We start from the raw sequence: 26,968 nt of genomic DNA on the forward strand, positions 1-26,968 counted from the left end.
GTCTGCGCAAGAACCGTCACAAGAAGAAGTAATCCCTTCTGGGGTTTGCTCGTGGGTGTTTTTCTGGCTCAGAAAAACGCTCTTCTATCTCTCACTTAGTATCTCGAGAGTGGCCAGATGTTCGCTTTCCCCGTGGCTCGAAAGGGAAGCCGGCGCCTTGTGCGCTGGCTTCCCTTTGCGGGTTTCGGGGCAATCTATAACCGTTAGGCCATGCTTTTTGCCAGATACTGCTCTAACCGCTTAATCCATTGAGTAACGAATTAATCATTAATTCTACTCAGGACGGAGAACGGATTGCCCTGCTACAGGACAAGCGGCTCATCGAATATCATTTCGACCGCAATGACACCGCCTACTCGGTTGGTGACCTCTTCCTGGGCACGGTCAAGAAAGTTATGCCCGGTCTGAACGCCGCGTTCATTGACATTGGGTACCAAAAGGATGCCTTTCTGCACTACGGCGACCTGGGGGAAAATTTCCCTTCGCTGACGAAGTGGGTGAAAGGTGTTCAATCGCAGAAAATACCCGTTGGCCCCCTGAAAACCTTCCAGTTTGACGGGATGCTCGACAAAGTCGGCAAGATCGACAACACGCTTAAAAAGGGCCAGCAAATGCTGGTTCAGATTGTAAAGGAGCCAATTTCTACCAAGGGCCCGCGCTTGTCCACGGATATTTCCATGGCGGGCCGGTACTTGGTGCTGGTTCCTTTTTCGAATACCATCAGCGTATCCAAGAAAATCGTCAGCAAGACGGAGCGGGAGCGGCTTAAGCGGCTCATTGCTTCCATCAAGCCCGACAATTTTGGCGTGATTATCCGCACCGTGGCCGAAGGCCGCGAGGTGGCTGAGCTCGACAAGGATATGCAGAACATGGTGGAGAAGTGGGAAAAGCTCTACCAGACCCTGCGCACGGCCAAGCCGAACGACAAGGTGCTGGGGGAACTGGGTCGCACCAGCTCCATGTTGCGCGACATGCTCAACGAGTCGTTTGACGCCATTACGGTGGATGCGGCTCCCATGTACGAGGAAATGCGGAGCTACCTGCAGCAGATTGCGCCCGACAAGCTCGGTCTGCTGAAGCTACACTCCGGCAAAGTGAAGGTGTTTGAAAGCCTCGGGATTGAGAAACAGCTCAAGACCTTGTTTGGCAAAACCGTTACGGTGCCTGGGGGCGGCTACCTCGTAATTGAGCACACGGAGGCCCTGCACGTCATCGACGTGAACTCCGGCAACAAAAGCAACCAAGAAGGCGACCAAGAGGCCACAGCCCTGCACGTGAACCTCTCGGCCGCTAAAGAAGTAGCCCGCCAGCTCCGGCTGCGCGATATGGGCGGCATTATCGTCGTGGATTTCATTGATATGAAGTCGGCGGAGAGCCGCAAGAAGGTAGAAGATGCCGTGCGCGACATCATGAAGCACGATAAAGCGCGCTTCACAATTCTGCCCATCACCAAATTTGGCCTACTTCAGATTACCCGGCAGCGCGTTCGGCCTGTCGAAAACATCGTGACCGGTGAGGTTTGCCCCACCTGCGGCGGCACGGGTAAGATTTCGGCGTCTATTCTGGTGACCGACGAAATAGAAAACAGCATTGAGGACCTGCTGGTGACCCAGAACCAGTCGGGCATTACGCTCAATGTGCACCCATTCCTGCACGCTTACTACACTAAAGGCTTAGTAAGCAGACAGATGAAATGGTATTTGAAGTATTATAAGTGGGTGAAAGTGATGAAGGACACTAGTCTGGGCCTCACTGATTACCGCATCGAGGATGAGCACGGCGAGGAAATCGAGCTGCACTCTGCCGCGGCGGCCATGAGCCGGTTGCAGGACCGGGAAATTGAACTGATTGACTGACGGATTTTTTCTGCGAGAAAACTCCTCCTGATAGAAGAAAAGCCCGCGTTGCTGAGAGCAACGCGGGCTTTTTGTTTGGGTGACGGAGTGGCCTAGGAGATGCAATAGACTGGCATTCTAAATCGCACCAACGTCATGTCGAGCTTGTCGAGACATCTCGCGTGCTAATGTCTGGTTAGCATTGCAACGTCAGCACGCGAGATGTCTCGACAAGCTCGACATGACGTTCTACACATTGTAGGCCACTTCCCAGATTCCCCCTTCATTCGGAATAACAGATGGACTGGCCTAGAACTTAATGCCGAGGTCCAGGGCGACTTCGCTATTCTTGAAGCTCACTTCCGAGAAGTTGCGCTGCTTATTGTAGTACTTCTCTACGTTTAGCAGGCCGCGGTGGTAGCTCACGCCCGCGAATAGCTTCGTGCTTTGGCCCATCTGATATTCGGTGCCGAAGCCGAGGAGCACGGCTGCATCGGGCGTGATGACGTGGTCGAGGGCTTTGGATTCTTTGCTGGTCGTGGGGTCGATGTAGCGCTTGCTGCCATCGATTTTGGCCGCAATGGCGCCGCCTACCGTGCCGCCGAGCTGGAAGTAGAGCTTGGTATCGGTGGCAATATCATTGGTGAACAGCTTCACCGTTACAGGAATTTCGAGGTACTGCACCCCGATTTTCTGCTCTACCCGCTTGCTGGTGGTGGGGTCGAGGAACAGAATCTTACCGCCTTTGCCCGCGAGCTGTAGGCCAGTGCTGAAGGCGTAGTTCTGCCCAAAGAAATAATCGACCACAATTCCGCCGCCAAAGCCGACCTTGCTGCCGTTTTTCTGGAAGCCTGTTTGTGTGGGCGAATCAACGCGCAGGCTGGTGATGGAAGGCGAAACCTTGAGGCCTATTTCAACTTGGGCGGATGCAGCCCCGGCAGAAGCGCCTATGCAGGCGAGGGCGAGCAGTGCTTTTTTCATATCAAATGCAGAAGTACGGTGAGCAAAACACGAAAGACAGCCGCCTGCCGTTTCGTTTTGGCTAATTTCGCCATAAATATAAAAGCGTGATGCACATTCCTGTCCGTATGCGCCCCTGGCTGGCGGTTGCTCTGAGCCTAACGATGCTGGCTCTGCCCAATTGTACCTCTAAAACGGAGAAGTGCGAATTGAACCCGGAAGTAGCCAAAATAGCCGTGTCCGTGCAGGTGGAGCGCCTGGAAAAGCCGTATTTCCAGATTAAGACGCCTGCTGATGCCGAGCAGTTTATTAAACAGCACCCGCTTTTTGCTCGGCAGTTTTTACAAAGTAGCCAGTATCCTCCCGGCATGCTTGGGGCTACACTTGCCCGTTTGGCTACCAATACCGAACTACGTAAGCTCGGCTACCAAGCCGATACTACGTTTCAGACGGATAAGCTGAACGTTGAGTTGAAGCAGCTATTTCAGCACATCAAGTACTACTTCCCTGATTTCCAGATTCCGCCGGTAAAAACCTTTGTGAGCGGTTTGAGCCAGGATCTGTCCGTTAGTGACAGTTTGCTGGTTATCAGCACCGATTTTTTCATCGGACCGAAAGCAGCTTGGCGACCCAAGGTACCGCAGTACATACTGCGGCGCTATACCAAACCCCATGCCCTACCAATGGTGGCGCTTTCTATCAGCAGCAAATACAATCAGAAGCAGACAACCAACCAAACCATGCTCGGCGAGATGGTGCAGTTCGGGAAGGCGCTGTATTTCGCGGAGAAGGTGCTGCCCTGCACGCCCGACTCACTGCTGATTGGATACACCAATAAGGAAATAGCCGGCGTGGCCTTCAATGAAGGCAAGATTTGGGCGTACTTCATCGAGAAAAACCTACTGTATAATACAGCACCGTTCACCATTCAAAAGTACGTGGGCGAGCGGCCCAACATTCCGGAAATCGATAAAACCTGCCCCGGTAGGGTAGGGGCCTGGGTGGGCTGGCAGATAGTGCGCAAGTATATGGCCGAGCACCCCAACGTGACCCTGAAGCAGCTAATGGCCGAAAAGAACGCCCAACATATCCTCAACGACTCAAAGTATCGGCCCAAGCCACGCCGAGCTGAGCGCTAGGCCACTTCAGGAAGCGGCGTTGCCTTTTTCTCCCTCCCGGTTACCTTGACTGCTTGTGCATATTGCCGTCTTCAGCCAGTACCACACCAACCCCGACTGTCCCGCGACTAGTCGGCATTACTCGCTGCTGAAGTATATTGCCAAAACCCACCGCGTCACGCTCATTACTACGCGCACCTGGGAGGCGCAACGTCTCACCCAGCACTATCCGTGGCTGCCGGAAGGTGTAGAAATGCGCGCAGCGGAAGTGGCCTACGAGAACCGGATGGGCGTTGCCCGGCGCATTCTCTCCTTCGGGCAGTATGCGGCATATGCGCTCCGGGAAGGGCTGCGCATGGATAAGCCCGACGTTATCTGGGGCATCAGTACGCCGCTCACGGCCGCATGGGCAGCGGCGCAGGTAGCTCGTTTGCGCCACGTACCGTGGGTGTTTGAAGTGCAGGACTTATGGCCGTCTTTCCCCATTGCCATGGGCGCTGTGCCAAGCCGATTTGCGCAGCAGCGCTTGTTTGCCCTCGAAAAAAGCTTGTACAAATCGGCAGCGCATATTCTGCCGCTTTCCCCCGATATGACGGCCTACGTGCGGGGCCTAGGCCTACCTGAAAGCAAACTCACTACCGTCTGGAACGGTACGGACCTGGATCTAGCGGACCAGGCTACGCCGGAAATGGCAGAGGCGCTACGCAAGGAACACAACCTAGTAGGCCACCGGGTGGTGCTCTATGCCGGTACGTTTGGGCGGGCCAACGATATTCCGACACTGATTGCGGCGGCTGAGCTTTTGGCGTCTCGTATGCCCGATGTAGTGTGGCTGTTCATGGGCCACGGCTATGATGAGCCACGGCTGCAGGAAGCAGCTGCGCGGTGCTCGGCTATTCGGCTGGTGCCGCCACAGCCCCGCCACGCAGTGTTCACGTGGTTTAAACTGGCGAACCTATCAGTAGTATCATTTCTAGGCCTGCCGGTGCTGGATACGAACTCGCCCGCTAAGTTCTATGATAGCCTGGCCGTCGGGACGCCGGTCATCGTCACCAACCAAGGCTGGACGAAAGCTCTTCTGGAGAAGCACAGGTGTGGCTGGTATTCGCCGGCAAGTGATGCGGCGGCTCTGGCTGCCCGCGTTGAAGAAGTGCTGCAGCAGCCAGAGCAATTACAAGCAGCCAGCAAAGCGGGAAAGCAAGTGGCCTACGAGCAGTTCGACCGGCAGCAGATAGCCGCTACTTTGCAACGGATTCTGGAGCAGGCAGCAAGTAAGTTGTAAGCCAACTGGTTTTGTGCTCCCTATGACTACTTATAGACTAAGTTGTGCTCTTTGATTTTGGAAGATCAGTGTCAGTAACAGCCGGAAGTGCTTTTGGAGCCAGTTTAGCGGTTTTCGCAACCACATCGGCATAGTACTTACACCAATCTTTCAGAGGGCAAATGGCGCATTTGGGCTGGCGGGCTACGCAGATGTAGCGGCCGTGTAGTATAAGCCAGTGATGCGCTTTTGGGATAAGGGCTTCTGGGATGTAGCGCACCAATTCCTTCTCCACGGCCAGCGGCGTGGTAGCTGTCCGTGACACTAGGCCTAGCCGGTGCGAAACCCGGAATACGTGGGTATCTACAGCCATAGCGGGCTGGTTGTAAATCACGGAAACCACCACGTTGGCCGTTTTGCGGCCTACGCCCGGCAAGCGCTGCAGCTCCTCAATAGTGCTGGGCACTTCGCCCCCAAAATCACTCACCAGCAAACGTCCTAGGCCTGAGAGATGCTTGGCCTTGTTATTCGGGTAGGAAACGCTCCGAATAAAGGGAAATACTTCCTCGGGCGTGGCGGCCGCCAAGTGCTCGGGCGTCGGAAATTGCTCGAGCAGCGTCGGCATAATCTGGTTTACGCGCTTGTCGGTGCACTGGGCGCTAAGCACCACGGCTACGATGAGCTCGTAGGGGTTGGAGTACACCAGTTCCGTTTCCGGCTCAGGGAAGTTCTGGGTGAAATACTCTAGGAAGTGGCGGAACCGTTCTGGTTTGCGCATACGGCAGGCAAGACAAGGAAGTCACAAAGAAAGCGCAAAAACACGTCATCCTGCGCCCCACGAGAGCCACCCCGATAAGGAGCAGATAAATCGTGAAACGCAGGATGACGATTGGTTTCCCTTTTTCTCTTATCCCGCTTTCAGGAACGTGCGGGAATACTGCAGGATAGAATCAGTAGCTCGTTGGCTGGGCTTGCGCTGCACACCATCGAGCAGGCGCTGGGCCAGGAGCATATCGGCGCAGGTAGCGGCCAGCTCGGGGTCGTGCTGCAACGACTGTTCTACTTCTTGTTGTTGATCAGCCGGCAATTCGTTGTATACGTACCGGAGCAGTTTCTCTTGGGGTAAGGTTTTGATCATAGAAAACGGGTTGTGCGGCCATCTTCTTCCGCAGGTTGATGAGCGCGTAGCGCATACGCCCTAACGCAGTATTAATGCTCACCCCCGTCGCGTCGGCAATTTCCTGAAAGCTCATGTCGCCGTAATGACGCATGATCAGGACCTCTTTCTGCGCCGTGGGCAGCTCCTGAATCAGTTCCCGAAGCCGCGCGTGAGTTTCCTCCCGCGTAAGAGCGGCTTCGGCACCCTCTTCTGCCAACGACAACGAGTTAAAGGCGTGACTTGTTGTGTCTAAGTTCAATAATGGGCTACGTTTTTCCCGACGGAAAAAATCAATGGCCAGATTGTGGGCAATACGGCAGATCCAGGAAGAAAATTTTCCTTCCTCATTATACCGCCCGCTTTTCATGGTATGGATGGCCTTGATGAAGGTATCCTGCAACAGGTCGTCCGCCACATCCTCATCGCGCACGATGAGCATGATAGTAGTGTAAACCCGGGTTTTATGACGTTCGAGCAGGTGAGCAAAAGCTTCTTCCTGGCCGGCAATGTAAAGCGAAATCAGAGCGGAATCGCTCGGCTGTATGGTTTCCATAAAGGCTACGAGAATATAGGGGACGTAGAGCTTTAGGCCATAGAGTGCAGTTGCCGGTGAGAACTATAGATGAAGTAAGAATGAAGCGAGGCTTGCTAAAACCAAATGTAGAAAACTGCAAGCCGAAACACAATGGAAAAATTATAAGAGGAGAAAATATTTTTACTATTTGGAAACCAAAGAATTAAGTATTTAAAATATCCTATTTATTGTTTCAATGAAGTTGGTTTTCCTCTGATTATCAGAAAATAAAACTGCTTCAACACAAAAAAAGCCCGTCGGAACGGGCTTTCGTGAGTAGGACTTGGTAGTGGCCTAGGGCTTGAGTTTTGCGTCTATTTCCTGAATCCTGGTATCAAGCGGAGCAGCTTGTGGAGTGGTGCCTACCGCGGAGGAAGCTCGCTGATTCAATAGGGTGCTCATCTGTTGCAACATAGCTAGGCGTTCCTCAGTGCGGCGCATAGCAGCCTGCAATTCCGGCGAAGTAGTTTGGGCAGGAGCGGGCATAGAAATTACAGTAGGCTTGTACCCGGTCACTTTCTCATCGTGGCGTTCAATGGCCTCGGCCGTTTTCATATCGTCGCGCAGATTCACAATGTCGCCCTGCAGGTTCAGTGCTTTTCCTTCCCCCAGCAACTGGCGGGTGCCGTCTTTGCCCACCATGATACCGTCGGGACGGAGCGTGGTGCCATTGTTGAACTTCATGGGAGCAGAAAGGCGGCTGGATTGCCCCGCCTGCAAGCGCATCACCACGCCGTTGCGACGGTACGCACCATCTTTCAGATCTGCGGTGGTAGTAGTGGCTGTTTGGGCCTGTGCCTGTGCCTGTGCTTGTTGGACCGATGCGAATGCTAGGCCACTACACAGCAGAAAACGAGCGTAAAAGGAGAAGAAGGACATAAGTTGTAGGGAGAGGAGTAGGAGAAACTACGTTGAATAATGCAGAAAGAGAGGGCTACACACTCTCAAAATCCTGACGGCGACCCAGCCAAGCCAGCGCCGGTGTCTCAGCGGTAAACAACCGTACGTGATATTGTTCATTCGAGACGAGCGGCGCGCCATCGGTCTGTTCTACTTCGCTCAGATTGGTAGCAGCCAACAGAAAAGCCACATACACGCGCCGGCCCAGCTGCACAGGCAGGCGCGGCAGAAATTCTGCCAGCACCCATTGCGTATCGTCCTCGGAGGCGGTACCGCGGGCCCGGACATCCAGCAGCCAGAAATACGCGCGGTGCTCTACAGCGGTGGCCAGCGCCGCCTCATATCCGCGCTGCAGCTCCGGGGCCGGAATGGGCCGCAGCCACCGGGCCTGCAGAATCTGCAGATCGGGGCGGTAGCGCAGCTCAACGGAATCGGGGGGCGGAAACAGGGCGGAACGCGGCATCGGACAGGGGCTTGTAGGTGCAGGGCAGATGGCAATAGGTTTGCTATATACGGCGCTGGGCCCCGAGTGGCCTAGCCTGCCTGACTGGCCTAGCCACGCCCTGCTGGCGAATATCCCTAAGGTTCAGTTCCTAGGCCAGGGTTTGGCAGTACCTTTGTGCGCGCCGCTGTACCTCTCGGCCTTTTGCTATGTCTGTTTCTGATGCGGCCCCGCGCCACGACCCATATGCCGCGCTGCGGATTCCTGATTTTCGCCGATTGATTTCTGCCCGCATCTGCCTCACGGTAGCTACCCGCATTCAATACCTGGTAGTAGCCTGGCAGATTTTCAACCTGACCAAAGACCCCCTAGCCCTAGGCCTCATTGGCCTCACGGAAGCCATACCCAGCATTGCGGTTTCCCTGTACGCCGGCCACCTGGCCGACTCTGTGCGGCGCAAGAACATTATTACTGCCACGGTGGCCGTGCTGGTGCTGTGTGCGGCAGCGCTGGCGTTTTTTGCTTCTCCGGCGGGCTTGCCGCTGCTAGCGCGCGGCTCTTTCTATACGCTCCCACTTTACAGCATCATCTTCGTGAGCGGCATTGCGCGCGGGTTCCTGGGGCCGGCGCTGTTTTCGTTTATGCCGCAGCTGCTGCCGAGCCGGGAACGGCTGGCCAATGCCATTACCTGGAACAGCACCACCTACCAGGCCGCGGCGGTGCTGGGGCCGGCAGCGGGCGGCTACCTCATCGCGCATCTGGGCGTCGGCAACTCCTACCTGGTGGCCACGGTGCTGCTGGCGCTGGCGCTGGTGCAGTTTCTCCTGATTGCCTCTAGGCCACTTCCGCCGTTGGAGGGCGAGCGGCTAGGCCTGCAAGACAGCGTGCTGAGTGGCCTACGCTTCATCTGGCACAACCAGCTGGTGCTGGCCGCGCTTTCCCTCGATCTGTTTGCCGTGTTGTTTGGTGGTGCGGTGGCGCTGCTGCCCGTGTTTGCGGTGGATATTCTGAAGGTGGGCGCAGATGGCCTAGGCCACTTGGAAGCGGCTCCGGCCGTGGGCTCTGTCCTGATGGCTACGGCCCTCACGTATTTTCCGCTGCGTCGTCATGCGGGCCGCAAGCTGCTCTGGGCCGTGGGCGGATTTGGCCTGGCTACCATCTGCTTTGCGCTGTCTTCTAACTTCTGGCTCTCGTTGTTTTTGCTGTTCCTGACGGGCGTATTTGATTCCGTCTCCGTGATTGTGCGCTCCACGCTGCTGCATACCTTCACGCCGGAGCACATGAAGGGCCGAGTGTCGGCCGTGAACAATATCTTCATCGGCTCTTCCAACGAAATCGGCTCCTTTGAGTCGGGCGCCGCCGCAAAACTGCTGGGTGTAATTCCGTCCGTGATTTTTGGAGGCATTATGACTATGCTAGTAGTAGGCGTCACGGCCCTGAAAGCCGACAAGCTGCGTAAGCTCGACATGACGCCTCAGCCCGTGAAGGCCTAAAAGCAGGATGATGTTTCTAAAACGCAGAAGGTCGGCCAACTCCTAAGAGTTGGCCGACCTTCTGCGTTTCAACAGTAAGGAGCATCAAAATCAGTTGTTTATAGCACAAATGTGGATAAGTCTGTGGATAAGCCCATAGTTGTTAACATATTTTTCGTAAAAGTCAAGGTTGGACAGCAGCAGATTTTTACTTGGCTCTGTAAATACTGTAAAGCTTGGACGGTGTTGAAGCGCAACCGTTACCCCAGCCACACCCCAGCACGCGTAGCTCCGCCACCACATGCTAGGCCTATATAATCAACGTCAGGTTCGCATGGGGACCAGCAGGAACGTACCACGCAAACAGCGCGCAAAACCGTTGCGGCGGCTGTCGGCATTCAGGTCCTGGCGTTGGTAGCGGCCATTGAGGGGCTGCCCGCTGATGGCCAGAATGGTGTAGCCGCGTTGCTTTACCAGATAGCGCCGCCGCTCAGTAGCCGGCACGGGCACCAAATGCTGATGGAATTCCCACACCGAACGGACCCACTGCGGCTCCGTACCGGAAGCACGGGCCTCATGGTAGAGTTCAGCCAACCGAATATCCGTGGTATAGTGCTGCTCGGGCTGTTGGCGCACTATCAGGTCGTGGGCTTGCCAGAGGTGCTTCATGGCATCGGGCTTGCGCAGAATCTCACCGCAGTGTTTGCAAACGTGCTCATTGGGGCCGCAAACTAACCGAGAGGGGTAGCCAGGAACTGAGGAAGTCAATGCGCCTTTGCGCTGCTCGCGTAGCACTTGCACCAGCGCCGAAAATAACTCGCCTTCGCTGGCGCCATGCTTATGGCGCAGAATATCGAGCGTATGCCTGCTGAGCATCTCGAAGGCAAGCAGGTCGCGCAGGTCGTGGAGCAGCGTGGGCATGGCAGGCTATAAACCCGAAGCCGGGCAGTGGGTTCCTGAAAGCCTCATAAACCTGCCAAAGAGTGCAGGCGAGTAGCGCTTTTCGCGCTATAGGTGTCCACTCAACCGAAGCCTAGCAAGCCCGGCAGCACTTCAGGTACTGGCCTAGCGGCTAGCCTGGGCAGCCTTATCAGCCTTTTTAGGGCTCTTTAGTTTAGCTGGGGTAGAACGGGGCTCCGTAACGGGTAGAGGAGCCGGGCGAGTGGTGTTATCAAAAATCCACTCACGTACCAGGTCCAGGGCTTTGGGTGAGAAGGTGGGTTGCTGCGTGCCGTTTATCAGGGGCCAATCTTTCTCATCGGGCTGGAACCAGTGGTTTACATCTGACAGCTTCTTGGCTTTTACGTGAGAGTTTTTGAGGCCCTTTTTCAGGATAGAAAGGTTCTGAGCGGGCGTTACCTGCAGATCGGCGGTGCCATTGAGGGCCAGCACCGGGCATTTCACTTCCGCCAGTTTCAGAGATGGGTCGAAATCGAGGAAGAAACGCGACCAGGGCGAGGTGAGCTGGGCGGCGCGTGCCCGCGCCATCTGTGGGTCGAGGTCGATGTTGTTGAGGCGTAGGTTGGCGGCCACTTTTCCGCGAGCCTGGTTGTCGTTAGGCGTTTGCCGCACGATGTCGATTACACGTTCATGAAAATCCAGGGCAGCCTTCACCTGAGCCGGGTTGGCCCCAATCAGACGCAGAATTTCCAGTTGCTGACGCACCAATACGGCACGCCCTGTGAGGCCATACCCGGCCAACGACACCACAAAGGCTGGCCGGACGGGCTCCGACTGAGCAGCTGCCAGTAAGGCCACATTGGCACCCTCGCCGTGCCCGATTAGGCCTATTTGTTGCGGATCAACGAGGTTGCGACTCCGCAAAAAAGCCATACCAGCCTGGGCGTCGCCCATCAGATCGGTGGTGGTGGCCGTGAGGTAGTTACCCTGTGACTTGCCTACGCCCCGGTCATCGAAGCGCAAAACAGCAATGCCTCTGCGCGTGAGGTGGTCGGCGAGCTGACCAAACATGCGGTATTCCTGCTGCTCGGCGTCGCGGTCCTGCGGGCCCGCATCAGAAAGCAGAACTACGGCCGGGAAAGGCCCTGGTCCGGCCGGCACCGTGAGGGTGCCCGAGAGCCGGATTTTGGCGTTGTTATTATTGAAAATCACCTCTTCCTCGCGGTAAGGCGGGGTCAGTCGGGGTTTGCCGTTGGCTGTTGTGGGGGCGGCTGCAGCGTGGGTGAGCGTGAGGGGTACAGTGAGGCCGGGCTGGGCCCAGGTGCCCGTGAGCAGTTTGCCACCGTCTTTTATTTTCCCCACGAAGCTGCTGCCAGCCTGCTCAATGCGCAGCGTAATGTCGTTGCCCTTAATTTCGGCTTCCGCAGGCATACGGCTGATGCGTTGCTTAGGCGCATCCAGCGCCGCGTAGTAGGTGCCATTGCTGAGCGGTACCAGCGTAATGATGAGCTCAAGCGTACCGCCCGGAACCTTGAGTGGCCCTCTCCATTGTCCGTTTAGTACGGGGGTAGGAGGATCGCCGGCCAGAACTGGCATCGACACCCAAAAAACCAGAAAAAGAAGAGCAAGGGCGGGTAAAGCTTTCTTCATAAAATGAAAGTCATCAATGGTATTTTACCGCGTACGGGCACAAGCGGAACGGAAAATATCAAACCTGACGCAGACTTGCCAATGTAGGTTACACGCTACCTCCTGCAAGGGCCCATGGAGGCTTTAATCGTTGAAAAAAGGTCTGGATGGTTTCACGAGGCCAACCCGGATTCACATAAATGTTATGCTATATAGGAAAATGTATAGTCATGTTGTTTGATGACGGTTTCGCTTGTCTGGTTTTTGCACAAGGCATACGCTAGGCCTAGTTGTCCGTAGACTCACGTTTCCAGCCAGCAGCTGGTTTTGCTTTAGTATTTTACGCCTCCTATGTCTGCTCCCCGCTTCCAATTTGGCCTAGGCCTGTTTCTTGCCCTCCTGAGCTTGCCTGGTTTGGCTCAGAATGTCCCTGCCATCAACCCCGCACAATGGGCTCCTGAGTTGCGCGCTTTCGCCCAACAGGACAGCCTCACGCCACCGCCCGCTAGGCCTATCCTGTTCTACGGAAGCTCCTCGGTGCGGAAGTGGGAAACGCTGCAGCAGGATTTTGCTGGTAGGCCAGTCCTGAACCGAGGCTTCGGCGGCTCCCGCTTTCCTGATGCGCTGTATTTCTTCGATAAGCTGGTAGTGGCCTACCACCCGCGCCAAGTGGTGCTCTATGAAGGCGACAACGATATCGGCTCCGGTGCCACACCGCAGGAGGTGTTCCAGTCGTTTCTGGCGTTTGAGAAGCTCATGCAACAGAAGCTGCCCAAGGTGCCGCTGGTGTTTCTGGCCATCAAGCCCAGCCCCTCGCGCTGGACGCTGTACCCCAAAGTGCAGGAAGTTAACCGCCTCATTCGGGACTACATTGTCGCTCACCCCAAGCGCCTGCGCTACGTGGATACGGCCACGCCGCTGTTAGGACAGAATGGCAAGCCTCAGCCCCAATTCTATGTATCCGATAGCCTCCACATGACGCCTGCTGGCTACAAAGTGTGGAAGCAGGTGGTAGGGAAGGGATTGAAGAAGTAGCACAAACCGGGTCTGGTTGGGCGGCACTAGCAGAAAAGACTGCCTTACGTGGTCGTAGTAAGGTATATTGTAATTCAGTGTACGGGTCAAAAATAGGTCACGACGCTACTGTTGGCCTTTCTGCACGTGTTGAATAATAGCCGGCAGGTTTTTGATGGGAGAAAACCAACCATTAAGTTCATTGAATCTTACGCCGTGTACGCCTTGCGCAGCGAGAGCCAACAGGTAGTCTATGGCTTGTTGCGTATCCGTGGATATTACCATCACGTTGCCGCTGTCATCAACAAAACCGCCATTGGGGATAGTTCTGGCGTATTCCTGCGCCCGTTGCCTGTCAGTGAACAGGAACACCCAGGGTTTACCATCCATAACACCCACAAACGGTTTCCGATCTTCGATAGTAGCCGTTTGCCGCGTTATAAAATGCCATTGCGGCAACTCCAGGGCCGCTGCCCACAAGGCAGATAGATCTTCAGTTTTTCCAGAGCTTTTAGCTTTTTCTAAAAGTAGGTCAATATCCTTGTGGGCAGCAGAGTCCATACGTCTTGGTTAGAGTGCCATTGAAGCGCTTATTGCGCTTGACATACTACGTATTGGGCGTTTGGTTGTGCCCGCTTCTGTGGTGCATATGCGGCACCCTCCCATTTGGCGCTCATATAGCGTAACTCGTGCCCGCCATAACGGGAGAATAATCCTAACGTAACGCTCCACATAATTAAGGGGGACGCCCTTAATCTTTTAGGATTAAATATAATAAAGTACAGCCAGCTCACGGATTGGATAATCCAGCAAATCAAAGTAATGACTGAGCTTCGGTAGGAATTGGGGCGGCTGAATATTGGTGTTCCGGCTTTCTGGAAGAACTGGACCGCATCGTCATGCTGGCAACGGAGTAAAGGGGTATAAAGTAGCACGACACTGCTACCCCCCGTACCTTCGCCTGACCTAAACCGCAGTGGCTGGAAACCAAACCTGGGCCTGCGGCTGTTTACCCGTTCTATGGCCGACAACTCCGTTCTGCAAGTAGCCGCCCCCGCGGCCGACCCGATTGACCAGCTCGACCCGCGCGAGTTTATTCTGATAAAAAATGCTCGGGTTCATAACCTCAAAAACCTGAGCGTAGCGCTGCCGCGCAATAAGTTTATTGTAGTTACGGGCCTGTCGGGCTCGGGCAAATCGTCCTTGGCGTTTGATACGCTGTATGCTGAAGGGCAGCGCATGTATGTGGAAAGCCTCAGCAGCTATGCCCGCCAGTTCCTGGGCCGCATGGACAAGCCCGATGTAGACTATATCCGGGGCATCTCACCGGCCATTGCCATTGAGCAAAAGGTCAGCATCAAGAACAACCGCTCTACGGTAGGCACCAGCACCGAGATTTACGACTACCTCAAGCTACTCTTCGCCCGCGTAGGCCGCACCTATTCGCCCTTGAGCGGCAAGCAGGTCCGCAAAGACAATGTAGCCGACGTGGTGGATTACCTCATGCATCTGCCCGAGGGCACCCGCGTGATGCTGCTCTCGCCGCTGCTGCCCGCCGAGGATGGCCGCCCCATGAGCAAGGAGCTGGATTTGCTGCTGCAGAAAGGCTATAGCCGCGTGGTGGTGAACGGCGAAACCGCGTTCATTGAAGAATTGATTGCCGAAGGCCAGCCCGAAGTAAAAGGCGACGTGCACATCATGATTGACCGTGCCGCCATTCAGCCCGGTGACGAAGACTTAACGTTCCGCCTCGCCGACTCGGTGCAGACCGCTTTCTTCGAGGGGCACGGCACTTGTCTGGTAAAGCTTGACGATGAGACCCGCATCTTCTCCGACCGCTTCGAGCTGGATGGGGAGGTATTCGAGGAGCCCAGCGTCAACTTTTTCTCCTTCAACAACCCCTACGGCGCCTGCCAGACCTGCGAAGGCTTCGGCTCGGTGCTGGGCATTGACGAGGACCTGGTAATTCCGGATAAGAGCCTGACGGTATATGAGGGCGCTATTGCTCCCTGGCGTACCGATAAGCAAAGTGAGTGGCTGAAGCCTTTGCTTAAGAATGGCATCCGCTTCGATTTTCCCATTCACCGGCCTTATAATGAGCTGAGTGAGGCTGAGCGCCAGTTGCTCTGGAAGGGCAATAAGCACTTCGATGGCCTAGATGACTATTTCAAGTGGGTGGCCACCCAAACGCATAAAATCCAGTACCGCGTGCTGCAAAGCCGCTATCGGGGCCGTACCACCTGCCCCGACTGCCGCGGCACGCGCCTACGCAAAGACGCGCAGTACGTCAAAATCCAGGATCATAGCATTACCGATCTGGTCCTGCTGCCCGTAAGCCGCGCCTTGGAGTTTTTTCAGAACCTCGATCTGCCCGAGCACGAAGCCAAAGTAGCCGAGCGTCTCGTAACGGAAGTCACGAACCGGCTGGAGTACTTGAACCGCGTAGGCCTGGGCTACCTTACCCTGAACCGATTGAGCAGTACGCTATCCGGTGGCGAGAGTCAGCGGATTTCGCTGGCTACGTCGCTGGGTTCGGCGCTGGTGGGCTCCATGTATATCCTCGATGAGCCCAGCATAGGCCTACACCCCAAGGATGCTGAGCAGCTGATTGGCGTGCTACGCTCCCTGCAGCAGCTCGGCAACACCGTGATTGTGGTGGAGCACGAGGAGAAGATCATGGAGGAAGCCGACCAGATCATCGACATTGGCCCGGAAGCAGGCAGCGGCGGCGGTATTCTGCAGTTCCAAGGCACTTACGAGGAGATTCTCAAAGACACGAAATCCTACACCGGCCGCTACCTGAGCGGCAAGCTGGAAGTAGCCGTGCCCAAAACCCGTCGCCCCTGGCGCAATGCGCTGGAGCTAACGGGTGCCCGCGAAAACAACCTCAAGAACGTATCAGTGAAGTTTCCGCTGAACGTGATGACGGTAGTTACGGGCGTATCGGGCTCCGGCAAATCCACGCTGATTCGGCGGATTCTGGCGCCGGCTTTGCTCAAGCAGCTTGGCGGCGGTGCAGGTGAGGCTACCGGCAAGTTCGACCGCCTCACGGGCGTAAATGGGCAGGTAACGCACGTGGAGTTCGTAGACCAGAACCCCATTGGCAAGAGCAGCCGCTCCAACCCCGTGACGTACGTGAAGGCCTACGATGCCATCCGAAGCCTGTTTGCTGATCAGCAGCTAGCCAAGGCACGCGGCTTCAAACCGTCGCACTTCTCCTTCAATATTGATGGGGGCCGCTGCGAAGTGTGCCAGGGCGAAGGCCAGGTGAAGATTGAAATGCAGTTCATGGCCGATATCTACCTGACGTGCGAAGCCTGCGAAGGCCGCAAGTTCAAGCAGGATATTCTGGACGTGAAGTTTCAGGACAAGAGCATCAACGAGGTGCTGGAAATGACCATTGAGGACAGCATCGAGTTTTTCAAAGGACAGCCCAAAATTGTGGAGCGCCTCAAGCCGCTGGATGATGTAGGCCTCGGCTACATCCGCCTAGGCCAGTCGGCGAATACGCTTTCTGGTGGTGAGGCCCAGCGCGTGAAGCTGGCCTCTTTCCTGACCAAAGGCAACACGCTACAGAACGACAAGATCCTCTTCATCTTCGATGAGCCCAGCACTGGCCTACACTTCCACGACATCAATAAACTGATGACGGCCCTAAACGCGTTGGTGGAGCAAGGCAACTCGGTTCTTATCATCGAGCATAACATGGACATCATCAAGTGCGCCGACTGGGTCATTGACCTCGGCCCCGAGGGCGGTATCAACGGTGGCCACCTGCTGTTCGAAGGTACGCCCGAGGACATGGTAAAAATCAAGGATACCAACCACACGGCTCGGTTCTTGGCTGAGAAGTTATAACTGGCCTAGGCTAGTGGACAAACAAGAAAGGGTGGCCTACGCATGCGTAGGCCACCCTTTCTTGTTTGTCAGGAAGTAGACATTGGTTAAATAAAACTCGTCATGCTGAGCGGAGCCGAAGCATCTCTACCTCTGGCTAACCAACTGGCCTAGCACCGATTCAACGAAGCGGTAGAGATGCTTCGGCTCCGCTCAGCATGATGTTTTTTGGCTTCTATCTATCTAATGTATCCAAATATCTAATGTATCCAAACCTTACTTTAACAGTCAAAAAAAGAACCCCTAGGCCACTTCGGCAGTGCGGTGCTTCTTGCGCTTTGTCTTGTTGCGCCGGCCCCACCAGATTATGGTTCCGGTAATAGGCAAACTCGCGGAGATTAGGCTGCCTAGAAACGCCACCAGCTTACCTCCAAAACCCAGAATCTGGCCCGTGTGCAGGTCATAGTTCATATCGGCGAACTTGGTGCCGGTGCTTTTGGTGGCATGAAAGCGTGACTCCAATAGCTGGCCCGAAACGGGGTGAAACGCGTATTCGTCGCGGTGATAGTAGTGTAGCGCCTTTTGGTACGTCCAGCAAAAAACAGGGGCCTTGCCCGCGCCCGTAGGCCCGATGAGCACCATCTCGTGGGTAGGCGAAAGGCGGCGCACGTTGCGGTATACCATGTCGGAGAGGGGAGCAGGGGCCGCTGCGGCAGGTTGCAGCGTATCCAGCTTAAGGGTCATGATATCCGGCGGCGACGCCTTGCCGCCGTTCGCGGCAAACACAATCGGCTCCAGCATCCAGGGGAAAATCATGAACAGGCCCGACAGTGCTAGCAGCAGACCAATACTGGCTGCATAGAAGCCCAGCACATTGTGCAAATCATAGTTGATGCGGCGCCAGCGGGCTCCCCACTTAATGGTAAAGCGCTGCTTGCGCTCTTGCTTGCGCTTTGGCCACCACAGCACCAAGCCCGTGAGCAGCATCACCACAAAAATGGAAATGCTGATGCCGACCACCCATTTCGCTACTGCCTCAGGCAGCAGCAGGTGCATGTGTATCTCCTGAACGATGGTGAAGAAATGCGTCTTTAGATTTACTTCTTGCAGAACCTTGCCCGTGTAGGGGTTCAGATACACCTGAATAGGCAGGCCAGCTTTATCCAGAAAAAATACGGTGGCCGAGCGGTCGGGGGCAAAGTACGTGACCCACGCATCCTGCATGATAGCGCCCGGATGGTAAGCTTCTGCGGCTGCTTTCAGCTGCGAGGGCAGCACTGGCTCGGCCTGCTGCACTTCTACCTTACGCCACGGCTCCGTCAGGTCTCGTATATCATCCTGAAACGTGAAAATTGCCCCCGTCAGACTCACAATAAACACCACCAGCCCAGACGAAAGCCCGAGCCAGAGGTGAAGTTTGCCGATGGCTTTTTTGAACGTCATGCGGAAAAGGAGGAGATGAAGGAAAGGGTATGCTGAGCCAAGCGAGGAACCTAGATAAGCTGCTAGGCCACTCGGTAGGTTCCTTGCTTGGCTCAGGCAGATAGCCTAGAACTTGTAGGCCACGCTGCCCACGAAGCTGCGAACTTTCTGAGGGTTCATGGTGGTGTAGCCGATCCAGTAGTGCTCGTTGGTCAGGTTATCCACCTTGCCTGAGAGGCGGAAACGCTGGAAATCATAGAACACCGAAGCGTTCAAAACAGTGTAAGCGGGCAGAATAAACGTGCCTTGGCTGGCGCTGTTCACGATTTTATTGTCGCTGGCGTAGTTGCCACCAAAGCCCAGGCCTAGTCCTTTCAGCGTACCCGCCGATAAGCGGTAGCTCAGCCACAGGTTGGCTAGGTAAGGCGAAGAGGCTGTGTTGGGGCGGTAGCCATCCACGTCGGCGGCGCTACGTGTTAGCTTGGAATCGTTGTAGGCAAAGCCTCCCACAATGTTGAAGCCCTGCAGCGGATTGGCAATCAGGCTCAGCTCTACGCCTTTGCTCAGTTGCGTACCATTCTGGGTCTGTGCGTTCGGAATGCCGTCGTTGGCAGTAGGAGTGGTAGGAGCCACTGGCGTGCTGCGTAGGATGTCCTGCACCCGAATATCATAATAGCTCACCGTGGCACTGATTCGGCCATCGGCGGCGTCCAGCTTCACGCCGGCTTCTACTTGGTTGGCACGCTCTGGTGTGGCATTGCGCGTCTGGCCCTCCGTATTGAGGTAGGAGCCGCGGTTGGCGAAGCTGTTTTGGTAGTTGGCAAACAGGGCCACCCGGTCTTTCACTGGCTGAAACACCACGCCAAATTTTGGGGAGAGAGTTGTTTGCTTGTAGGGCTCTACGGCGGCGCCTACTAGGCCACCCTGGTTATCGTAGCGGTCGAGGCGCAGTGCTGCCAGCACGCTCAAGCGATCCGTGAGGTTAAGCACATCCGAAACGAAGGCACTGTACGTGTTGATCTTCGTCGTGACGGGATACGTGAAGCCAGGTGCGCCTGCTGCATACTGTGCCCCCAAGGCCGTGCCATTGAAGTCAGTGTAGGCCTGGTTGCCAAGGCCTAGCGCCACCGGTGCCCCAAAGCTGCTGCCAAAAAAGTTCTGGTCGTTATTGATGCGCAGATAGTCAAGGCCCACCACAAAGCGGTTGCGCAGCGTGCCGAGCAGGAAGTCGCCATTGAACAGCTGCTGAATCTCCGTGGTATTGGCGCGGCTATTGTCCGTCGATTGGTCGGCGCGGCTCAGGAAATTGGTAGAGCCCAGGCGCGTCCGGTCGCCGGTCGTGATGCTGTCGGCAATGGGGGTCAGGTAGAAATAGGGACCAAAACCATTAGAATAGCTCCGGCTGTGCGTCACATTGGTAGAGGAGGTGAAGCCGGGCGCCAGCTGGTAGTTTACCTGGGCAAAGTAGTTGGAGCTGCGCGAGTTCTGCGTCAGGCCATTGCCGATGTACGACTGGCGGTAGTCGAGGTTAAGCTCATCAGCGCGGCGGGCTCCCAGTGAAGCGGGCGGGAAGTAAAAGAAGATAATCTGCTTGCCTACGCTCTGGGTGTTGTACAGCTCAGCATCGAGGTGAATGGTCAGGCGCTCGGTAGGCTTGTAGGTAAGAGTAGGCGCAATAGTCAGGCTCTTGCCATAGCCTTGGTAGCCGCGATTTTGGAAGTTGCGCTCATAGCTGCCGGCTGTGTTCAGGCGGAACAAGAGCTTCTTTTGCTTGTCGAGGGGCGTATTCAGGTCGAGGCTCAGGCGGTTGAAGCCGAAGCTGCCGCCCGCATAGGTCGCCTCGCCACCAAATGTGTCGTAAGCCTTTTTGGTCACGCGGTTGATCAGGCCACCATACGAAGTGAGGGCGCTGCCAAACAGCGTGGCCGATGGGCCTTTGATGACCTCCAGTTTCTCTAGGTTCACGGCATCGGTGCTGCTGGATACGTTGCCGGCAATGCCGTTGCGGAGCTGGCTCTGCAGGATAAAGCCCCGGCTGTTGTAGTAGCTGCCCCCGTCGCCGGCGCGGCCGGTGGCCTCCCACATGCGCTGTAGGCCAGGTGCGTTGCGGGTAGCGTCATCGGCCGTGAATACTAGCTGCTCGGCCAACAGCTCCTTGCCCACCGTGGCATACACCTGTGGGTTCTCCAGGTTTTGGAGCGGCATCTTGCTCACATATTCCGACTGCTTGCGGGCAAACTTATTGGTGCGGCTGCCTTCCACCACCACCTCTTTCAATTGCTGCTGGCTTTCGGAGAGTTGGAAATCCTGCGTGGTGGTCTGGCCGGCCGTTACGATTACGTCACGCTCCTGAGCGCCAAAACCTATCAGCCGCACTCCCAAGGAATAAGTGCCTGCGGCTAGGCCACCTATGCGGTAGTTGCCATTGGCATCGGTGTCGGCCCCACGGCTAGAGCCCTGAATACCAACTGAAACGCTGGCGGCCGGCTGGCCATCTGCCGTAGTAACACGGCCTTGGATAGCCCCACGCTGGGCCTGGGCCGTGAAAGAAACTGCACTGAGCAGTATCAGCAGCCAAAAGGCAAACGCCTGCGGTAGCAAGCGAGTAGTAGATGGTTTCATAGAGCAGGTAAAAATGATTTCTGCTGCAAAGCTCGGCAGGAATTTTTTATTATTTAGAATGAATACAAATAATATTCAGAAAAGATATAAAGTAGCCGAAGGCTTAAGCGCTTCCGAGTGCATCATACACATGCTGGTAGTTCGTTTGCGTACTTGCACCACCATTCAGTTCTTCTTCCCATGTCTGCTCCTACTTCCACGCCTGCTGCCTTTGATGTTCTGACGGCCCCCACCGACAACCGCTTGTGGCGCTGGGCAGCCTCTGCTGCTATTGTTGGCAACATCGGTCTCAACTATGTATCGCAGCGCTTCCCATTCAATGGCCAAACCAACGCGCAGGTATCGTACAAATACCCCACGCTGCTCACACCGGCCGGCTACGCCTTTAGTATCTGGGGCCTGATTTTCTTGAGCCTACTGGCCTACGCGGTGTGGCAGCTGCTGCCGGCTCAGCGCCGCAACTTGCTTCCCGATGCGGTAGCTAGGCCGCTGGTGCTAGCCAATTTGCTCACCGGGCTCTGGCTGGTGGTGTTTGCCTATGAGCTGCTACTGCCCAGTATGCTGGTAATGCTTCTGATTTTGGCCAGTTTGGCTATTGTGTATGGCCGGGCCCGCCACTACGTGCGCCGGAACGCGGCGCCCTGGTGGGCCAGCGTGCCTTTTGGCCTGTACCTGGGCTGGATTTCTGTGGCGACGGTGGTGAACGTGACGTTGGCGCTGGGTACCAAATGGCAGCCCGGCTCCGATCAAAGTCTGCAGCTCGCCATTATTCTGGTAGGCATCGTGGCTGGCTTGGCCCTGAATGTCACGCGCCAGTTCCGGGAACTGGCCTACCCGGCCGCCGTAGCCTGGGGTCTGGCCGGCATATGGGTGGCGCGCCGCGCCAACGAAGACACGCTGGTGCTTGCCTGGATGGCGCTAGCCGCCGCTGGTCTGGTAGCCCTGATAGGCCTAGCCCTAGCGTGGTGGGGCAGAAGGCAGACGACGTAATCGGTTACTCGTAGGCCAGTGTGGGCTGGGGCGGGGTCGAGTACATCCTGCTAACTTGCGGGCCAACTCCCAACCTCAACCCTTTCCGCTATGCGTAAGAATATTGTAGCCGGCAACTGGAAAATGAACACCACGTTGCAGGATGGCCAGGCCTTGATTTCCGAAATCGTGAACATGGTGCAGGATGAAGTGACTGGCTCCAACGTGGAAGTAGTCGTGTGCCCGCCGTTCCCGTTCCTGTCGGCTATTGGCAAGCAGCTGCCCACGGGCGGCCGTTTCCACCTCGGCGCCCAAAACTGCCACCAGAAGGAAAGCGGCGCCTTCACCGGCGAAGTATCGGCCAAGATGCTGCAATCGGTAGGGGTTGAATACGTGATTCTAGGCCACTCGGAGCGCCGCCAGTATTTCCGTGAGGATGATGAGCTGCTGAGCCAGAAGCTGAAAGCGGCCTTGGCGGCCGGCCTGAAGCCGATTTTCTGCGTGGGCGAAAGCCTGGAAACCCGCGAAGCCGACGAAACCTTCGACTATATCAGCAAGCAGCTGAAAGATGGCCTGTTCCACCTCTCCAATGAGGAGTTCGACCAGGTAGTAGTGGCCTACGAGCCCATCTGGGCCATCGGAACGGGCAAAACGGCTACCAGCGCGCAGGCGCAGGAGGTGCACGCCTTCATCCGGGAGCAGATTGCCCGCGCCTACGACGCCGAAGCCGCTTTGAACACGAGCATCCTGTACGGCGGCTCGGCCAACGCCCAAAATGCCCGCGAGCTATTTAGCCAGCCCGATGTAGACGGCGGCCTCATTGGCGGCGCCTCACTCAAGTCCAGAGACTTCACCGAGATTATCAAGTCGTTCTAGGCCAGTAGCAAGAACTGTCATTCCGAGTGAAGCGAGGAATCTGGGAGGATTTTCTAATCTGTAGAAGATAAACGCAGATTACTCGCTTCGCTCGGAATGACAGAAAGCTGAATCCGGCAGGATAATTGTCCAAAGGCTTCTGCCTTCTTCATTACCTGCTTATGCTCACTACGCTTCTGTTTTCTGGCTTGCTGGCTCTGAATCCGTTTTCGCCGGCACCTCGGGTGCCGCTAGCGGCGCCAGGCGTAGCGTTGTCGGTGGATGGCTGCCGCATCTTTGGCTCGGTGTATCTGGAAACGGATCCGCGCCGCCAGAGCCGGTGCTTCGGCACTATCTACATGGAGCCGGAAACGTCCTTTGCTGATGTGCTGGTGTTTCAGGAAACCAACAAGCTTTTCGCCGATAAAGCCGGCCTGTGGTACCTCACCGATGCCCGCGACTTCGCCGATTACGTGCTGTTCGTGACTACCAACCGCAACCTCGCCGACTTCAGCATTCAATACACCAAAGTGCGCTCGTACGCGGGCTGCCGCAAGCAGTAAAGCCGAGCTTCAGTTCTTTCAAAGCCTCTTTCATTCATTTGGAAGAGGCTTTTTTGATTTTAGCCTAACGTCAAATTCGGGCCTCTGCTTACCGCAATGCCTGTAGGCCACTGGCTGGCTTCCATGAGGCGCAACAAAAACACAGGCAGAAGAAAACGGGCTGTGCGAATCCCGTATCTTACTTCTTCGAAAGGCCTGCCATCAACCGCTAGGCCGCTTTATTATACCTTATGTATTCAGTGAAATGGAATTAGAGCTTCGTCAGCTGACGAAATCATTCGGGCCAAAAACGGTGCTGCGCGACGTCTCGCTCACGGCCGAAACCGGCTACTGCGTAGGCGTGCTGGGCCGCAATGGCGCCGGCAAAAGCACCTTGTTCAACCTGCTTATTAATGTGCTGCTGCCCACGTCGGGCCAGATTCTACTGGATGGCGAGACACTGGGCGCAACGTTTCCGGTGGCCGTGAAGCGCCGCATGGGTGCCCTCATCAACCAGGGACACTTAGTGGAGCAGCTCACGGCCGAGGAATACCTGCAGTTTGTGGCCCGCATCTACGAGCTGCCCGATGCTTCGCACCGCATTAATAGTCTGCTAGGCCACTTGCTGGAAGAATACGACACCGTGCGCCGCAAGCGCCTCAGCTCCTTTTCCACGGGCATGAAGCAGAAAGTGGCCGTGGCCTCCTGCCTGCTGCACCGCCCCGAGCTGCTGATTCTGGATGAGCCCCTGAATGGCCTCGACGTGTTTTCGGCGGAGCGGATGCTGGAGCTGTTGGGCAGCTACCGGGCGCAGGCCCTCACGTTCATATCCTCGCACAACCTGGCCCACATCGAGAAAATAGCTACCCACCTGCTCATCATCGATGGCAGCGAAGTGAAATACTGGGGCACCATGCAGGAGTTTCTGCAGGGCCGCGAGGCCTACCTCAACGATGCTCTACTCCAGCTGTTGCACCCAGCATCCACCGCTGCCCAAAACCTGACATGGCTCACGACGGAACGCTAGGCCACTTTCTGCCTTTCCTGCTGGGCCGCCTTCTGCGGGCGGTGCTGTGGCCCGATGCCGGGGAGGGCCGCGCGGCCCTCATTTTTCTGACGCTGTTCTGCATCCTGTATGGGGTGGTGCTGGCTTTCATGCTGAACAACGAGAATGGCATACCCAGTGGCTTTGCGCAAAAGCTGCTCTTTGCGCTAAATGGCATACTCTACGCATCGGCGCTACTAGTGGACTTTGTGCCCACGTACCGGCCCGTGCAGCCGCCCTTGCCCGATCATTTTCCGGTATCGGGGAGACTCAATCTGATAACGGCTTTTTTACTGGACCTTATCACTGTTCGCCGGTTCCTGCTGCTGCTGTTTCTGCTGGTGGCCCTGGCCTGCGCTCCACATTCCTGGCGCCCACTGGGCCTTAACCTGTTGGTGCTGCTGAGTGCGGGTGCCGCCAGCTTCAACCTGCGTCTGCTGCTTTCTATGGGGCGTTGGCGCCACTTGCTGTTTGCCCTTAACGTGCTGTGCTTGGCGGCGGCGGCCGGTTGGCTCAGCACCTTCATTTCCCTCCCGCTCGCCGCCACCGCCCTAGTTGTGGTGGCCATAGCCGGTCCGCTGGTGCTGTGGGGCGTGGCGCTGGCCGGGCTAGGGGAGAAGTTCAATGCACGTCATCTGGCAGTAGCGCCCGAAAGCAAGTCTGAAAATCAATTACTAGCGCGCCTTTCGCCGGAGTGGAAGGCTTACCTGCGCAAATGCTGGCCGGCGCTGTCGGTGGCGCTGGTAGCCAAGCTGGTCATCCTAGGGCTCAGCAGCCAAATGACTGCTACCCGCCACGGCGATCCGCTTAATGGGGTGTTTTGGATGTCTTTCCTGCCCATCATCAGCTTCACTTATGTCAATAATAATCTGTTCGGGATTATTGGACCCGTGTCCGCGAATGAGCTTGCCCGGTTAGGCCTTACCAAGCGGCTGCTGTACCTGTACCTACGCCTGGTGGGCCCGGTGCTACTGCTAGATTGCCTCCTGTCAGTGGTTGTGCTACTGGCACTGTTTCCGCAACAACGATGGTCGTTAATCGGATTAATTCCTCTGGCCGCCGTTGCTATGCTCGCGCTAGGCCTATGGGGTAGCCTCTATAAAGCCAAGGCCATCAGCAAGAGCATCGACCTAGCAAACATGCGGAACAACGCCTCTACCCTGATGAATCTGCTGAGTATTGGTGTGGGAGCAGCGCTGTTTTTTATGCCGTGGTGGTGGGCGCGTATTGTGCTGGCCATAGTGGTTATGGCCTCTGCCTGGTGGCCGGTACAGCGTGTGCTGCGCAATGAAGGTGGCCTACGGCGCCAGTTGTGGGGTGCCTTAAACTCCTAGGCCAGTAGCTCCAGTCCAAATCTGTATTTTTGCGCCGGAATTGCTGCTCTGATCTGTTGGGCAGGATTTTCATTTCTTCTGATACCTCTTGCACTCCTGTATGGACTTTATTGAAGTAAGCGTAAAAGCTCCCCGCGAGCTATCTGATATTCTGGTGGCCGAAATGGCGGAGCTGGGCTTCGATACCTTCGAAGATAACGACGAAGGCTTCTGCGCCTACACTACCGAGGACGTGTTCAACGTCGATGGCGTGGCCGAAATCATCAGCCGCTACGAGGGCCTTGGTGAGGTGGGCTACACGCACCGTGTGATTACGCGCCAGAACTGGAACGCCGAGTGGGAAAAGAACTTCCAGCCCTTGGTTATTGCCGATAAAGTGTCGGTACGGGCTCCCTTCCACGAGGCCCGCCCCGACCTGGCCTACGAAATCGTGATTATGCCGCGCATGTCTTTCGGCACCGGCCACCACGATACCACGGCCCTCATGATTACCAACCAGCTCGACATCGACCACCAGGGTAAGCGCGTGCTGGACATGGGCTGTGGCACCGGCATTCTGGCCGTAATGGCCGTGCACCTCGGCGCCGATTACGTGCTGGCCGTGGACGTAGAGCCCTGGACCGCGGAAAATGCTGCCGACAATGCCGCCGAAAACAATGTGCAGGACAAGGTAGAAGCCCGCCTCGGCGACGTAACCGCGCTAGAAGGCGAGGCTACGTTCGACATCATTCTGGCCAACATCAACCGCAACGTACTGCTGGAGGATATGCCGGCCTACGCCCAGTACCTCAAGCCCGGCGGCCCCATCCTGTTCTCTGGCTTTTACGAGGAAGACCTCCCGCTTATCCGCGAAGCCGCCGAGAAAGCAGGCTTTCAGTATAAGAACCACCGCACCCAAAATCACTGGGTATCGGCCGTGTTCCGGCAACCTGCTTAAAGCCACTTTGGGGCTTACACTTCCGCTACACATCAGTAAAGCAAAAGGCTGGTTCTTAGGAACCGGCCTTTTTTGTTGGCCTTTGTAGCCAGTTCAATAGCCTCCGGATAGTATAAAAAATAGCTAGGGTATGATTGTTGG

The 26,968-nt window shown here is 56.1% G+C and carries 23 protein-coding genes; 12 read left to right on the plus strand and 11 right to left on the minus strand.

Annotated elements, in window-relative coordinates:
• Positions 1-248: 248 nt before the first annotated feature.
• On the plus strand, positions 249-1,856 hold the full coding sequence (locus CFT68_RS19965; RefSeq protein ID WP_088845446.1) for an Rne/Rng family ribonuclease: 1,608 nt from the start codon (positions 249-251) through the stop codon (positions 1,854-1,856).
• Between the two features lie 288 nt (positions 1,857-2,144).
• On the opposite strand, the gene CFT68_RS19970 is transcribed toward CFT68_RS19965, so the two are convergent.
• Positions 2,145-2,816 (minus strand): porin family protein, encoded by a 672-nt coding sequence (locus CFT68_RS19970; RefSeq protein ID WP_088845447.1) that lies wholly within the window; start codon positions 2,814-2,816, stop codon positions 2,145-2,147.
• A gap of 107 nt (positions 2,817-2,923) precedes the next feature.
• On the opposite strand from CFT68_RS19970, the gene gldB reads away from it, so the two are divergent.
• Together gldB and CFT68_RS19980 are read left to right on the plus strand one after the other, a co-directional pair.
• The gene (gene gldB / locus CFT68_RS19975; protein ID WP_449404432.1) at positions 2,924-3,934 is read left to right on the plus strand and encodes a gliding motility lipoprotein GldB; all 1,011 of its coding nucleotides are present in this window, start codon (positions 2,924-2,926) and stop codon (positions 3,932-3,934) included.
• A 55-nt stretch (positions 3,935-3,989) separates the two neighbouring features.
• A complete protein-coding gene (locus tag CFT68_RS19980; RefSeq protein WP_088845449.1) occupies positions 3,990-5,195 on the plus strand; it encodes a glycosyltransferase family 4 protein in 1,206 nt (401 codons plus the stop codon).
• Between the two features lie 37 nt (positions 5,196-5,232).
• Here CFT68_RS19980 and nth read toward each other — a convergent pair whose 3' ends face one another.
• The 5 genes from nth to CFT68_RS20005 all read right to left on the minus strand — a co-directional run bounded on the left by nth (position 5,233) and on the right by CFT68_RS20005 (position 8,270).
• Entirely contained in the window at positions 5,233-5,952 is a 720-nt protein-coding gene (gene nth, locus CFT68_RS19985; RefSeq protein ID WP_088845450.1) for an endonuclease III, read from the minus strand.
• A gap of 129 nt (positions 5,953-6,081) precedes the next feature.
• Positions 6,082-6,261, minus strand: coding sequence for a hypothetical protein (locus CFT68_RS19990; protein WP_245815460.1), 180 nt, complete (start codon positions 6,259-6,261; stop codon positions 6,082-6,084).
• Complete coding sequence (locus CFT68_RS19995; protein WP_088845452.1) at positions 6,251-6,886, minus strand: RNA polymerase sigma factor; 636 nt, start codon at positions 6,884-6,886, stop codon at positions 6,251-6,253. The genes CFT68_RS19990 and CFT68_RS19995 overlap by 11 nt, the downstream gene beginning before the upstream one ends.
• A 315-nt stretch (positions 6,887-7,201) precedes the next feature.
• Positions 7,202-7,786, minus strand: a complete 585-nt coding sequence (locus tag CFT68_RS20000; RefSeq protein ID WP_088845453.1) for a DUF6799 domain-containing protein — start codon at positions 7,784-7,786, stop codon at positions 7,202-7,204.
• Between the two features lie 55 nt (positions 7,787-7,841).
• Complete coding sequence (locus CFT68_RS20005) at positions 7,842-8,270, minus strand: hypothetical protein (protein ID WP_088845454.1); 429 nt, start codon at positions 8,268-8,270, stop codon at positions 7,842-7,844.
• Positions 8,271-8,458: 188 nt separating this feature from the next.
• On the opposite strand from CFT68_RS20005, the gene CFT68_RS20010 reads away from it, so the two are divergent.
• Positions 8,459-9,742 carry an MFS transporter gene (locus tag CFT68_RS20010; RefSeq protein ID WP_088845455.1) on the plus strand — a complete coding sequence of 428 codons (1,284 nt, stop codon included), beginning with the start codon at positions 8,459-8,461 and terminating at the stop codon, positions 9,740-9,742.
• 303 nt (positions 9,743-10,045) lie between these two features.
• Here the strand turns inward: CFT68_RS20010 and CFT68_RS20015 are convergent, their stop codons facing one another.
• Both CFT68_RS20015 and CFT68_RS20020 read right to left on the minus strand, forming a co-directional pair.
• A complete protein-coding gene (locus CFT68_RS20015; protein ID WP_088845456.1) occupies positions 10,046-10,642 on the minus strand; it encodes a hypothetical protein in 597 nt (198 codons plus the stop codon).
• A gap of 144 nt (positions 10,643-10,786) precedes the next feature.
• The gene (locus CFT68_RS20020; RefSeq protein ID WP_088845457.1) at positions 10,787-12,271 is read right to left on the minus strand and encodes an alpha/beta hydrolase family protein; all 1,485 of its coding nucleotides are present in this window, start codon (positions 12,269-12,271) and stop codon (positions 10,787-10,789) included.
• A 330-nt stretch (positions 12,272-12,601) separates the two neighbouring features.
• Between CFT68_RS20020 and CFT68_RS20025 the strand changes: the two genes are divergently transcribed.
• Complete coding sequence (locus CFT68_RS20025; protein ID WP_088845458.1) at positions 12,602-13,285, plus strand: SGNH/GDSL hydrolase family protein; 684 nt, start codon at positions 12,602-12,604, stop codon at positions 13,283-13,285.
• A gap of 105 nt (positions 13,286-13,390) precedes the next feature.
• Here the strand turns inward: CFT68_RS20025 and CFT68_RS20030 are convergent, their stop codons facing one another.
• The gene (locus CFT68_RS20030; protein WP_088845459.1) at positions 13,391-13,825 is read right to left on the minus strand and encodes a hypothetical protein; all 435 of its coding nucleotides are present in this window, start codon (positions 13,823-13,825) and stop codon (positions 13,391-13,393) included.
• 459 nt (positions 13,826-14,284) lie between these two features.
• Between CFT68_RS20030 and uvrA the strand changes: the two genes are divergently transcribed.
• On the plus strand, positions 14,285-17,122 hold the full coding sequence (gene uvrA, locus CFT68_RS20035; RefSeq protein WP_088845460.1) for an excinuclease ABC subunit UvrA: 2,838 nt from the start codon (positions 14,285-14,287) through the stop codon (positions 17,120-17,122).
• Between the two features lie 282 nt (positions 17,123-17,404).
• On the opposite strand, the gene CFT68_RS20040 is transcribed toward uvrA, so the two are convergent.
• Both CFT68_RS20040 and CFT68_RS20045 read right to left on the minus strand, forming a co-directional pair.
• Positions 17,405-18,544 carry a PepSY-associated TM helix domain-containing protein gene (locus CFT68_RS20040; RefSeq protein ID WP_088845461.1) on the minus strand — a complete coding sequence of 380 codons (1,140 nt, stop codon included), beginning with the start codon at positions 18,542-18,544 and terminating at the stop codon, positions 17,405-17,407.
• A gap of 105 nt (positions 18,545-18,649) precedes the next feature.
• Positions 18,650-21,145, minus strand: a complete 2,496-nt coding sequence (locus CFT68_RS20045) for a TonB-dependent receptor (RefSeq protein WP_088845462.1) — start codon at positions 21,143-21,145, stop codon at positions 18,650-18,652.
• Between the two features lie 180 nt (positions 21,146-21,325).
• Between CFT68_RS20045 and CFT68_RS20050 the strand changes: the two genes are divergently transcribed.
• From CFT68_RS20050 to prmA, 6 genes are all read left to right on the plus strand, one after another.
• The gene (locus tag CFT68_RS20050; protein WP_088845463.1) at positions 21,326-22,135 is read left to right on the plus strand and encodes a tryptophan-rich sensory protein; all 810 of its coding nucleotides are present in this window, start codon (positions 21,326-21,328) and stop codon (positions 22,133-22,135) included.
• Positions 22,136-22,225: 90 nt separating this feature from the next.
• Positions 22,226-22,990 carry a triose-phosphate isomerase gene (tpiA, locus tag CFT68_RS20055; RefSeq protein WP_088845464.1) on the plus strand — a complete coding sequence of 255 codons (765 nt, stop codon included), beginning with the start codon at positions 22,226-22,228 and terminating at the stop codon, positions 22,988-22,990.
• A 161-nt stretch (positions 22,991-23,151) separates the two neighbouring features.
• Positions 23,152-23,532, plus strand: coding sequence for a DUF6150 family protein (locus CFT68_RS20060; RefSeq protein ID WP_245815461.1), 381 nt, complete (start codon positions 23,152-23,154; stop codon positions 23,530-23,532).
• 244 nt (positions 23,533-23,776) lie between these two features.
• Positions 23,777-24,538: an ABC transporter ATP-binding protein gene (locus CFT68_RS20065; protein ID WP_088845465.1), complete on the plus strand. Its 762-nt coding sequence runs from the start codon at positions 23,777-23,779 to the stop codon at positions 24,536-24,538.
• A complete protein-coding gene (locus CFT68_RS20070) occupies positions 24,517-25,890 on the plus strand; it encodes a hypothetical protein (protein WP_088845466.1) in 1,374 nt (457 codons plus the stop codon). The genes CFT68_RS20065 and CFT68_RS20070 overlap by 22 nt, the downstream gene beginning before the upstream one ends.
• A 100-nt stretch (positions 25,891-25,990) precedes the next feature.
• Positions 25,991-26,827: a 50S ribosomal protein L11 methyltransferase gene (gene prmA / locus CFT68_RS20075; RefSeq protein ID WP_088845467.1), complete on the plus strand. Its 837-nt coding sequence runs from the start codon at positions 25,991-25,993 to the stop codon at positions 26,825-26,827.
• The last annotated feature ends 141 nt before the right edge of the window (positions 26,828-26,968 follow it).

The organism is Hymenobacter gelipurpurascens, from assembly GCF_900187375.1.
Classification (GTDB): Bacteria; Bacteroidota; Bacteroidia; order Cytophagales; family Hymenobacteraceae; genus Hymenobacter; species Hymenobacter gelipurpurascens.